This is a genomic window from Mucilaginibacter sp. P2_A5 (assembly GCF_056404995.1).
Genome location: NZ_JBFUCY010000013.1, coordinates 64,797 through 76,969, shown reverse-complemented (window position 1 = coordinate 76,969; position 12,173 = coordinate 64,797). Strand labels below are relative to the sequence as shown.

The following is a 12,173-nucleotide window of genomic DNA, read 5'->3' as shown; positions in this document are numbered from 1 at the left end:
AGTATGAACAAAGAAATCAAAATTGCGCTGGTTGAAGACGATGAAAACCTGCGTTTCCTGGTTGCCGAGCGTTTGCAAACCGAAGGTTACAAAGTGTTGGAAGCCGACAACGGCGAGGATGCGGAAACCATGATACTGGCAGAACAACCCGATATTGTATTGCTTGACTGGATGCTACCCGGCAAAACAGGATCTGAAGTTTGCGGCAGTATCAGGGAAAGCGGGTACGACAAACTGGTGATTATGATGACCGCCAAGGCACAGGATGTTGATAAGATCGAAGCTTACAATTTTGGAGTATCAGACTACATTACCAAACCGTTTAATATGGATGTGCTGGTAGCGATGATTGACAGCAAAATTAAATTCAGCCTGAATAGTGAGAAAGCCGAATCATATAAGTTTGCCAACATGGAGCATCTGCCCAACACCCACCTGCTCATTCGCGATGGCCGTAAAATTGAGCTTACCATATTGGAGAACCGGATATTACTATACTTCCTTAAAAACAAGAATAAGGTTATTAACCGCGAAGAACTGATGATGGAAGTATGGGGCTACAATGCCGATGTAAATACCCGCACGCTTGATATGCACATTGTACGCCTGCGCAAAAAGATAGAAACAAATGCCGATTCGCCACAGTACTTACAAACGGTGCGTGGGATTGGGTATAAGTTTGTGTACAATCAGTAACGAAGAGTTAAGTAGTTCTACATATGTCATTGCGAGGAACGAAGCAATCGCACGCGTGCAAGATCTGCACAATTCGCGATTGCTTCGTTCCTCGCAATGACATATGTACTGATGATCATTAAAGGCGAATACTATTTCCTATATACCCTCGCTGCCATAAAATCTCCAAAAAAAGTTCGTTCATTTATTTTGGAATAATCGTTCCAGTTAAACCAAGCCTCAATCTGCGGTAGCTCGCTGGCCTCTATCTTATCAATCGTCCTGAAAAATAAAAACATGCTTTTCAACAATAGAGCCTGCCACCATTTGCCTGTTAATTGAAAATCGCAATTGAGCCAAAGCGCCCCCGGTTTTAACAACGAATCAATTTTATTGAATACCGTTTTTAATGTTGCTTCAGTAAAATTATCGAATAAAAATGGGGTTAGCACCGCATCAAAATAGGCCGGGAGGTTTACGTTTTCAATAACATCGTTTATGAAGATAATTTCATTGCCACAGGTATTCCTCTTTTGGGATAGCTCCATCATTCGCTCTGCAGCCTCTACATAAGTTATCTTTAGCCCCGTTGGGTGTAATCTTGAGATTTCGTCAAGAATCCAGCCTGTACCGCCGCCAACTATGAGTATATTACTGTTGGGTTGGATGTAACCTAACAAAAAAAGCTGGGTATTTACTATAGTCTTGCCATATACCAGGCGCGACAAACGATCATAAAACCATGCCGAATTATTAAAACTGGCGGCCATATCAATGGCCTTTAAAAATGAGGTTAACAGCTAATAATACAACGTACTGAAGGATAAGTACGCCATCCATAAAAAAGAAATAATAGTACTCGTCTTTTTTCCAGTCCGATTTAAAGATAAGCCAGCCGGTTAAAAACACAGTAAGCGTTAGCGCAAAAAAATCGAGGCTAAAGCCGTTATTTCTGAAAATGAATAATAACACCACATAACCGGCTAATAACACCTGGCAAAACAGGTATGCATTTTTTTCGCCCCACACTACCGGGATAGTTTTTAAGTTCATTTTGCGATCGTCAAACAAGTCGCGGATATCAAAGGGGATAGTAAGCGCCCCTATGAATAAAAAGCGTTTGGCTATCAGTATAGTGGTATCGCGCATGGATACGCTGGCGGCATGGAAATGCATAGCCTCCAGTATTGGAAACAGCACGCAGCTCATTGTCCATACCAGGGTGATAAGGAATGGTTTTAACCCGGGTATATTGCGCAGCCCGAATTTTTGCTCGCCTACTGCAAACAACGGCAGGCCATAGGCAAACGATAAAATACCCAGAAAAATCAGGAGGATTTTTGATTCAGTTGTGATCAGAAAAAATAATGGTACCAGTGATAATAACGAAACGATGGTAAATGTAACCATGAGCCGATAGTGCGAAAAAAACCAACGTACACGTTTGTAGGGAGATGTTTGCGGGCTTTGAGGCCTGGTAATAATGATACAGAAGTTGTAAATGCCTAAAGTGGAAGTAAACAGCAAACCCAACACCGGCAACACCGGTTTTGATCCTATTAAATGAAATGTTACCAATGCCTGCGCCACCGCGCAAAGCGACATGAAGATATTACTGAACAGCAGGAAATCAAAAACAGACTGAAGTGCTTTTTTCATTGGTAATGAATCTGCCTGGGAGTTGATGTTACGTAAGCTTACCCGAAGGAGCATGCCCGGCTTTTAATGTAAATATCGTAATCTCCGGTAATATTCCAACTCTGCCATACAAACCAACAAAGCCAAAACCTACATTTACATATAATTGTTGTATTCCCTGCTGATAGTGGCCCGCCCATTCGTTGTAAACGTATTTTATCGGGCTCCACTGAAACTCTTTTGTACGCACGCCAAACTGCATGCCATGGGTATGGCCCGAGAACATGACATCTACCTGGGGATAATCTTTTAAAACCTGTGCCCGCCAATGCGACGGATCATGCGATAGCAGGAGCTTCACTGGCATGTCGTCCGTGTTTTTGGCGGCCAGTTCCATACGGCCATATTTAGGGAAGCGGCTGTGCAGGCTCCAGTTTTCGATGCCAAGGATGCCTATTTCTTCGCCATTTACTTTAAGGCGGCGGTTCTCGTTACGCAATAAGTCCCAACCCATATTTTTGTGGGTGAGTATAAGGTCTTGGTGGTCTTTTATTTTATCTGCCGGGTTTTGCCAGTCGCCATAGTCGCCGTAGTCATGATTACCTAACGATGAGTAAACGCCAAGCGGTGCTTTTACTTTGCTAAAAATATCCTGGTAATCTCTCATTTCGCTGGTTTGCCCGTTAACCAGGTCGCCGGTAAAAAATATAAAATCAGGTTTCTCTTTCAACAGCATTTCTACACCGCCAAGCACCGCTTTTTTATTGTAGAAACTCCCCGAATGGATATCAGAAATTTGCCCCAGCTTTATGCCATCAAATGCTTTTGGCAAATTGGGCAGATATAGAGTTTGATAGCGCACATGGTAATCATACAAACCCTTTGGCATATTAATTTTTATGGCGGCCAACGGAATGGCGCCTGCCAGCAGCCCCGCCTTTAACAAAAATTCTGACCGGGGGATGGCATCCGGCGGAACCAGGGTATTGTGCACGGTCGATTGGTCTTTAAACCTGTTTTTACGCCAAGCCAACAACCGCTTGATGTCATCAATCAACAGGAACAGTAAAAACGTTAGCTTGCCTATAAATAGCATCGAGAATATGAGCAGACCCGCTGCGCGAATACCTAGGCCCGCAAAATGAACATATACACCGGTAAGCAATCCGCAAATAACACCAATACTTGTTGCCCAATATAAAAAGGTAAATACTGTTTTATGCAGAAAATGCCACTTTTGAAAAGCCCCGCGAATGCCGTTTAATACATAAAGGTCAATTAGCAAAAGTGCCGAAATGATTAAAATGATATTAAGCGCAGTATCGGTCATTTACACAAATGTACCAAATTAATAACGGTCATCATCTAAATCAAGGTCGTCTTCATCAGGCTGCAGGTTAAACAAGCTGTTAAACATATCCGAGAATGCAAAGCCATTATCTAAAAAGCCTTTATTTAATTGCGAAAATTCGGATAGGCCATGTAGCACAAACTCCATCAATAAAAGTTGTTGGTTTTCGGTAACACGGGGATGCAGTTTTTTAACCAGGTCTTTTAAGCCGGCAACCTCTGATAATTCTCTTTTATAGTCAATTGCCGACATGTCATCAACCAAAGCCAGGTTATTGCCTTCGCCAAACCAATTGATAATGCTGGCATAAGGGTTTACGCCTTTAGCTTTTTTAGCCTTTTCAGGGTCGGGGAAAAAGGTTAGCAGCAAGGTTTTAATAGCTTTACCAATCAGGATATTGGCCACTTTGCCCGGGCCTTCCAGTTCACCTTCATAAACCAGCTCAATTTTGCCGGTAATAGCGGGGATAACGCCTAAAAAATCGGTAATGCGAACAAAAGTGCCGGGCTCATGGTTCATGATCATGCGGCGCTCTGCATTGCTCACCAGGTTTTCATAGGCTGATATAGTTAAGCGTGCCGATACACCCGATTTTTTGTCGATATATTCGGAGTTACGGGCCTCAAAAGCAATTTGCTCAATAAGATCTTTTACCAGGTCATCGGCTTCAACCGCATTGCGTTGCTCGTCGGTCAATGATGCTTCCTGCTGAGTGATCTTCCTTGAAATTTCGACTGTACGCGGGTAGTGTGTTAATATCTGGCTTTCAATCCTGTCTTTCAACGGCGTAACAATGGAGCCGCGGTTGGTATAATCTTCGGGGTTGGCTGTAAATACAAACTGGATATCTAAAGGCAATCGCAGTTTAAAACCGCGTATCTGGATGTCTCTTTCCTGTAAAATATTAAATAGCGATACCTGGATCCGGGCCTGTAAATCGGGCAATTCGTTGATCACGAATATACCGCGGTGTGCACGCGGAATTAATCCAAAGTGGATAACACGCTCGTCAGAATAGGTGAGTTTTAGGGTGGCAGCTTTAATAGGATCAACATCGCCTATTAAATCGGCTACGGTAACATCGGGTGTAGCCAGTTTTTCGGTATACCGTTCTGAGCGATGGATCCAGCCTATTGGCGTTTCGTCACCTTTTTCTTCGATAACACTATGGCCGTACCATGATATCGGATTATAGGGATCATCAAACAGATCTGATCCTGTAATATAGGGCACATATTCATCCAGTAAATTGATTAGCAAACGCGCTATGCGGGTTTTTGCTTGTCCACGTAAGCCAAGCAACAAAATATTGTGGCGCGATAAAATGGCCGTTTGCAAATCGGGTATTACTGTATCCTCAAAACCGATGATACCTGCAAATCCACCTTCGCGTTTTTTAAGCTGTTCTATAAGGTTAGCACGTAACTCATCTTTAACCGAACGGCTTTTATAACCAGTTTTTTTAAGCTCACCGAGGGTTTTTATATCTAATAATTTACTCATGTTTTATTTTAATTTCATCGATTTATAAGTGATTTCACCGATGGAAATGATTTCATAGATAAGTGTGATTTGTTTTTTTGTCTTGATTCTTGACTCTAAACTCTTGATTCTTATCTAACCGTTTTTCTTCTATTCTTAATATAATCTTCAAAAATGTATTCGCCTAAACCATTCAACGAACTGTAAAAAGCTTTGCCGCCGTTGGTTTCTGTAAATTTACGTACAAACTGCTGCAAGTAAGGATCTTTGGCTATCATAAATGTAGTTATCGGTATTTTTAAACGCTTGCACTGTGCAGCCATGTTAAGGGTTTTGTTAACCACTTTCCTATCCAGCCCGATGCTGTTTTTATAATATTTGGTGCCTTCCTTTAAACAGGTAGGTTTACCATCGGTAATCATGAATATCTGCTTATTATGCGTTTTACGGCGGCGCAATAAATCGGCGGCCAGCTCAAGCCCTGCATAAGTATTGGTATGGTAGGGGCCAACCTGTAAATAGGGCAGGTCCTGAAGCGTTATAGGCCAGGCATCGTTGCCAAAAACAACGATATCCAGCGTATCCTTAGGGTATTTGGTGCGGATCAGCTCGGCCAGTGCCATGGCTACTTTTTTGGCCGGAGTTATCCGGTCTTCGCCGTAAAGGATCATGGAGTGCGAAATATCTATCATCAGCACGGTAGAGGTAAGGGTTTTATAATCCATTTCCTCTACTTCCAGGTCGCGCTCGGTCATCATAAAATCACCTATGCCATGGTTAACCTGGGCGTTATGGATAGATTGGGTCATATCTATCTGATCCAAACTGTCGCCAAATTCAAACTCCCGGCGTTCGGCATTTTTTTCATCGCCCTGCCCCGACTGCGGCGAGCGGTGATTCCCTTTCCCCGATTTTTTGAGCTTGCCAAAAATTTCTTCCAATGCCGATTGGCGGATGCTTTGCTCGGTTTTAGCTGTAATATTAAAACCACCGGTTTGCTGATCGTCGCTTAAATACCCTTTTTGTTTAAGTTCATCAATAAAGTCGCCAATACCATAATCATCGTTGGTAAGGTTATATTGTTTATCAAGCTCATTTAGCCAGGCCAATGCTTCGCCTGCATCGCCCGATGTATAGTTGAGCAACTCGAGGAATAATTTCAATAATTCTTCAAATCCGCCTTTAGGGATTTGGTTCGGTGTAAATCTTGAAAATCCAAAACCACGCATATCTTGTCCTTTCTGTACTATAAAGGAACGGATAATTATTCTGAAAAGTTTGGAGCTATGAGGATTAAAACAAATTGTTAGGTAAGAATGACAATTTGCAGATGTGTGGATGGCTGATCCATAGTATAACTGTCATGCTGAGGTACGAAGCATCTATTTGCGAACTTTTCTGGCGGTTTTGCATGGTGTAGAATAGATGCTTCGTGCCTCAGCATGACAGACAAATAGTGTTTGAATTAAATATACACCAAACTATTCAACAACTCTGTAGGATAAATAGGATTGGCGCCGCGCTGGCTGGCAACATAGGCACCTACAGTACAGGCCTTATCAACAACCATTTGCATAGGGTGGTTAGCCAGCAACCCTGCCACAAAAGTTGCCAGGAAAGCATCGCCCGCACCTACCGAATCGCCAACTTTTACGGGACATCCGGGGCTTTCATAAAACTCATAATCGTGCCATACTATGGCGCCGTGTTCGCCGCGGGTTACACATATGGTGCGGTTATGGTACTTGGAGCGGAATTCGGTTATCTGGTCGCGTAAGGAGCGGCTACTGCCACCAATTAACAAGTTAGCCTCTTCTTCGTTCATTTTCACCACATCAGCACGGGCCACAAGAGTTTCGATGGTAGATAGGGTATAATGTGGCGGGCGCAGGTTTACATCAAATATTTTGAGTGCATCAGTTTCGTCGAGCAGGTTGAGTAGTGTTTCGCGGGTTTTGCCGGAGCGGCAGGCCAGGCTGCCGTAAACAATGGCTGCCGAATTTTTAGCCGCGGCGTTAAGCGCGTCGGTAGTTTCAATGCAATCCCACGAAACGGGCTCGGGAATGATATAGGTGGCCTGGTTGTCCTTGTCTAACTGCACGGTAACCTCGCAGGTAGGGTATTCATCATCTTGCTGAATAAGGTCGGAGTACAACCCGTTTGATTTCAGGAATTCAATCAGCATATCGCCGCTGTTATCCAACCCAACCGAGCTTGCAAAGGCAACGTTTACGCCTTGCTGCACCAGGTGCCTTGCCACATTCATAGGCGCACCGCCCGCTTTTTTACCATCGCCAAAAGCGTCCCATAAAACTTCGCCGAAGCTTAATACCTGGTTTTTCATAAAAGAGTTTTTTGTTAAGGCAGTGAAATCAAAGATAACAGGATTTTTGACACGATTTTCAAGATTTAGCAGGATTAACAGGATTTTAATGTAAGACGATCAATGAAGTTATACAAAACAAAATCCTGTTAATCCTGCTAAATCTTGAAAATCGTGTTTATATTCAAATTATGAAAAAACTTACATTTTCTTTTCTTCTCACCCTAACGGTTTGTTTGTGCTACGCGCAGGATAGGCAAGCCATCGTAAATTTAATGCACACCCAGGAAAAGGCCTGGAACCGTGGCGATGTTGAAGGCTTTATGCAGGGCTACTGGAAATCAGATTCGCTGGTGTTTGTAGGCAAAAACGGGCCCGATTACGGCTGGCAAACCACGCTTGATCATTATAAAAAGCGGTACCCGGGCAAGGCAGCTATGGGACAACTTAAATTTACCATTTTGCAGGTAAAGGTACTTGATGCCACTAATGCATTTGTTTTAGGCGGGTGGCGCCTTAAGCGGATTAAAGATGACCTGGGTGGTTATTACACCCTTTGGTTCCGCAAAATTAAAGGCGAATGGAAGATAGTTTGTGATCATACGAGTTAAATATCTGATTTGAGATTTGCTTAAAACCTTTTTACATTTGGCCCTGGGGGCTTAATGGATGAAAAGAGGTTTGGTTATAGGCAAGTTTATGCCTTTACATAAAGGGCACATCGCGTTAATTGATTTTGCTTTACAGCATTGCGATGATCTAATTGTTTTGGTAAGCGCCAGCTATGACGAGTCTATATGGGGAAGTCAGCGGCTGGAGTGGGTTAAGGAAACTTATAAAGGGAACGATAAAGTGAGGCCGTGGCTGTTAAACTACGATGAAGCCGTTTTGCCAAACACTTCCGCATCCTCTGAAGGAGTATCACGTATCTGGGCCAATTATTTGCAAAAGGAATTACCTCCTATTGATATCATATTTGCATCAGAACCTTATGGCGCTTATATGGGGCGGTTTTTGAATTGCGAAAGCATGATATTTGACGAGCCTCGGAAAATAGTGCCCGTTTCGGCTACGCAGATCAGGGACAAACCGTTTGCCTTCTGGAATTTTTTGGCCGATGCAGCCAAGCCTTACTTTACCAAAAAGATATGCCTGCTGGGAACCGAGTCTACAGGCAAAACCACCATGGCGAAACGGTTGGCGCATCATTTTCATACAATCGAGGTAGCCGAAATGGCCCGCGATATTTTGGAGCATACCAACGAATGTACTGAGGATGATTTGCAGCGGATAGCCGAGCTGCACGCCAAAACCATCAACGAAAAGATAAAAGACGCCAACAAGATTTTGTTTGTGGATACCGATCTGAATACCACCCGGTCATACAGCCACTTTTTGTTTGATAAGGATTTAGAGGTGCCGGAATGGGTTGAGGCGGCCAATCATTTCGATTTGTATATATACCTGGATGTTGATGCCCCATATGTGCAGGACGGCACCCGGCTTAACCAGGCAGACAGGAACAGGCTGGACGAAAGCCACAAACAGGAATTGGCCAATCATGGTATTCAATATGTTTTGATACAGGGTGATAGCTGGGACGAAAGATTTGAAAAAGCTGGCAAAGCGGTGGTGCAGTTTATAAAAACAGGAACTGTTTAATTGCCCGGCACATTTTGCCTGCCTGCTGGCGGCATTCCCAAAGCCGGCCATCGTGCTAAATAATTCACTTATTTACTGCTTTACTGCATCCTGTTGAAACAGGGGCCTGATTATTACCATAGCGTATCCAAACCGGGGTATATCACGCTTCTTTAGTCGCGCCGGGGCAATTATTGGGGTATTTTAGCTTAACGGTTAATAATACTTACATTCACATACAAGTTTGTGTTACAAAAGGGACTAAATTGCAGAACAAATTTGGCCCATAGCTGTTTCCTCTAACAACTAATTATGAGCATAGAAAGATTCCAGGTTTCAGGTAAATTTAGTGATGTTAGTAAGGATCTGCAGGCATCCGATGTCCTGGACGATTTGCCGGTAGCTGTTTATGCATGCGATAGCCTTGGATATATTACCGACTACAATAAATCTGCCGTAAAGTTATGGGGCCGCGAGCCGGAAATAGGAAAAGATTTATGGTGCGGATCATGGAAAATTTTCAATAACAATAATGAGCCAATTGCACCCGATGAATACCCTATGGCCATTAGCCTTAAAGAGGGAGTTGCCATTGAAGGCGAGCCAATAATTATTGAAAGGCAGGATGGCACAAGGATAAATGTGCTGGCATACCCCGTACCTCGTTTTGACTTAAGCGGGACATTAATTGGTGGGATAAACACCTTGATTGATGTAACCAGGCAGGCAAAAATGGATCAAAAGCAGGCCATGCTGGCTGCTATAGTTGATACTTCGGACGATGCCATTATCAGTAAAACCCTCCAGGGAATTATTACCAGCTGGAATAAGGCAGCAGAAAGAATGTTTGGATATACCGAGGCCGAAGCCGTTGGCAAACATATATCGCTGATTATACCGGCCAACCGGATAGCCGAGGAAGAAATAATCATTAATAATATAGCCAGGGGAAACGCGATGATCCACTTTGAAACTTACCGGGTAACAAAGTATGGAAAGGAAATCCCTATTTCGCTTTCAGTTTCGGCGATAAAAGATCATAATGGAAAAATAACGGGTGCTTCTAAGATTGCCCGTGATCTTACCGATGTATATGTTGCTGATGAAAAAAAGGCAGTATTATCAGCAATAATTGACACCTCTGACGATGCCATCATCAACAAAAACCTGCAGGGCATTGTAACCGGCTGGAACAAATCTGCCGAAAGAACTTTTGGTTATTCTCAGGATGAAGCCATTGGCAAACACATTTCTTTAATCATCCCGCAAGACAGGTTGAATGAAGAGGACATGATAATGCAGAATATTTCTGCAGGCAACCGTATCGACCATTTTGAAACAATAAGGTTAACAAAGCAGGGGAGTACTGTCCCCATTTTACTTTCGATATCTCCTATTAAAGATAAAAGCGGCAATGTTATTGGCGCATCAAAAATTGCCCGTGATATAAGCGAAAGAAAAATTGCCGGCGCAAAGCAGGCTATGCTGGCAGCAATAGTTGATACATCCGACGATGCCATCATCAGCAAAACGCTGCAGGGCATTGTTACCAGCTGGAATAAAGCCGCCGAAAAAACTTTTGGATATACCGAAAACGAAGTAATAGGGAAACATATATCATTTTTAATCCCGGAGGACAGGCTAGAGGAAGAAGAAGTTATTATAGGGAATGTGGCCAAAGGTATCAGGATAGATCATTTTGAAACGGTGAGGTTAACCAAGAGCGGACAGCCCATACCAATCTCGCTTTCTGTGTCGCCAATTAAAGATGATAAAGGTGTAGTGATCGGGGCTTCAAAAATAGCGCGCGACATAAGCGCTTTAAAAACAGCTTTACTTAAAACGCAGCGTTATGCCGAGCATCTTGAAGTAATCAACTCTTTGAGCAGGACAATTTCGGAAGATCTTGACATGGAGGTTATTTTGCAAAAAATTACGGATATAACTACACGGTTAACCGGCGCGCAATTTGGCACCTTTATTTATAATGATCGTAACCCCTCAACCGGCGAAGTTTACACATTGCGTACATCATCCGGTGCATCAAAACAGGTATTTGAACAGTTCGACTTTATGGCAAATTCGCCCTTGTTTAATCCTTTATTTACAAACAAAACTATTGTACGTATTGACGATATTAATAAAGATGAGCGGTACCAGGTAAGCCTGCCTAATAAAGTTTTACCCGGTGGGCATCCGCCTATAGTAAGTTACCTGGGCGTGCCGTTAATTGAAAGTTCTGCAAATATTGTTGCCGGCCTTTTCTTTGTGCATGCAGAGGCTAATATGTTTACCGTGGAGCATGAAGTTATTTTACAGGCCATATCCCTTCAGGCGGTAATTGCCCTGCAAAATGCCCGGTTATATAAAGAAGTAGTAAACCTGAACCTAAAAAAAGACGAATTTATTGGCATGGCCAGCCACGAATTGAGGACACCGTTAACCAGTATCTCGGGATACCTGCAGATTTTGGACAGGTTAGAAACCAATGAAAAAAGCAAAAGGTTTGTATCCAAAACTGTGCGGCAGGTCAGAAAGCTTTCGTCCCTCGTGTCTGATCTGTTAGATGTATCGAAAATTGAAGCCGGGAAGCTGGAGCTTAACAAACGCCATTTTAATATTAAAAAAATTGTTGAAGAGGCGATCGAACTTATTCAAGACGCGCAAATCAGCCATCAAATCAATTTTAAATCAAACGCAGATGTTTTTAATATAATAGCCGACCCTCAGCGGATTGAGCAGGTGATTATTAACTTACTAACCAATGCTATCAAATATTCGCCTGCCGGAAAAAATGTTGATGTGATACTGGAAGACCTTGGCAACCAAGTTAAGATTGGAGTTAAAGACCGGGGAATTGGCATAAAAACAGATAAACAAAAAAATATTTTTAATCGCTTTTACCGGGTCGAGGACCTTAATCCAAGTATGGCCGGTTTAGGGATAGGGCTTTATATTTGTAAAGAAATTACCGAACGGCACGGCGGAAAACTTTGGGTTGATAGCGTATATGGGGCTGGCAGCACCTTTTGGTTTTCATTGCCCGTTAAATAAGTTATGAAA

Annotated in this window: 10 protein-coding genes; 4 read left to right on the top strand and 6 right to left on the bottom strand. The window is 42.9% G+C overall.

Going from position 1 to position 12,173, the window contains the following annotated elements:
* The first annotated feature begins 3 nt into the window (after positions 1–3).
* Complete coding sequence (locus tag AC1DXF_RS12975; protein WP_477449162.1) at positions 4–696, top strand: response regulator transcription factor; 693 nt, start codon at positions 4–6, stop codon at positions 694–696.
* Positions 697–827: 131 nt separating this feature from the next.
* Here the strand turns inward: AC1DXF_RS12975 and AC1DXF_RS12970 are convergent, their stop codons facing one another.
* The 6 genes from AC1DXF_RS12970 to AC1DXF_RS12945 form a co-directional block, all read right to left on the bottom strand.
* Complete coding sequence (locus tag AC1DXF_RS12970; protein WP_477449161.1) at positions 828–1,445, bottom strand: class I SAM-dependent methyltransferase; 618 nt, start codon at positions 1,443–1,445, stop codon at positions 828–830.
* A 1-nt stretch (position 1,446) separates the two neighbouring features.
* Positions 1,447–2,334 (bottom strand): UbiA prenyltransferase family protein, encoded by an 888-nt coding sequence (locus AC1DXF_RS12965; RefSeq protein WP_477449160.1) that lies wholly within the window; start codon positions 2,332–2,334, stop codon positions 1,447–1,449.
* A 28-nt stretch (positions 2,335–2,362) separates the two neighbouring features.
* Positions 2,363–3,643 (bottom strand): metallophosphoesterase, encoded by a 1,281-nt coding sequence (locus AC1DXF_RS12960; protein ID WP_477449159.1) that lies wholly within the window; start codon positions 3,641–3,643, stop codon positions 2,363–2,365.
* A gap of 18 nt (positions 3,644–3,661) precedes the next feature.
* The gene (locus AC1DXF_RS12955; protein ID WP_477449158.1) at positions 3,662–5,167 is read right to left on the bottom strand and encodes a sigma 54-interacting transcriptional regulator; all 1,506 of its coding nucleotides are present in this window, start codon (positions 5,165–5,167) and stop codon (positions 3,662–3,664) included.
* 110 nt (positions 5,168–5,277) lie between these two features.
* Positions 5,278–6,375: a vWA domain-containing protein gene (locus AC1DXF_RS12950; RefSeq protein WP_477449157.1), complete on the bottom strand. Its 1,098-nt coding sequence runs from the start codon at positions 6,373–6,375 to the stop codon at positions 5,278–5,280.
* A 236-nt stretch (positions 6,376–6,611) separates the two neighbouring features.
* On the bottom strand, positions 6,612–7,490 hold the full coding sequence (locus AC1DXF_RS12945) for a carbohydrate kinase family protein (RefSeq protein WP_477449156.1): 879 nt from the start codon (positions 7,488–7,490) through the stop codon (positions 6,612–6,614).
* A gap of 170 nt (positions 7,491–7,660) precedes the next feature.
* Here AC1DXF_RS12945 and AC1DXF_RS12940 point away from each other — a divergent pair, with 170 nt between their 5' ends.
* The 3 genes from AC1DXF_RS12940 (at position 7,661) to AC1DXF_RS12930 (ending at position 12,164) form a co-directional block, all read left to right on the top strand.
* Positions 7,661–8,080 carry a YybH family protein gene (locus tag AC1DXF_RS12940; RefSeq protein ID WP_477449155.1) on the top strand — a complete coding sequence of 140 codons (420 nt, stop codon included), beginning with the start codon at positions 7,661–7,663 and terminating at the stop codon, positions 8,078–8,080.
* 58 nt (positions 8,081–8,138) lie between these two features.
* The gene (locus AC1DXF_RS12935; RefSeq protein WP_477449154.1) at positions 8,139–9,131 is read left to right on the top strand and encodes an AAA family ATPase; all 993 of its coding nucleotides are present in this window, start codon (positions 8,139–8,141) and stop codon (positions 9,129–9,131) included.
* Positions 9,132–9,422: 291 nt separating this feature from the next.
* Positions 9,423–12,164 carry a sensor histidine kinase gene (locus AC1DXF_RS12930; RefSeq protein ID WP_477449153.1) on the top strand — a complete coding sequence of 914 codons (2,742 nt, stop codon included), beginning with the start codon at positions 9,423–9,425 and terminating at the stop codon, positions 12,162–12,164.
* Positions 12,165–12,173 lie beyond the last annotated feature (9 nt).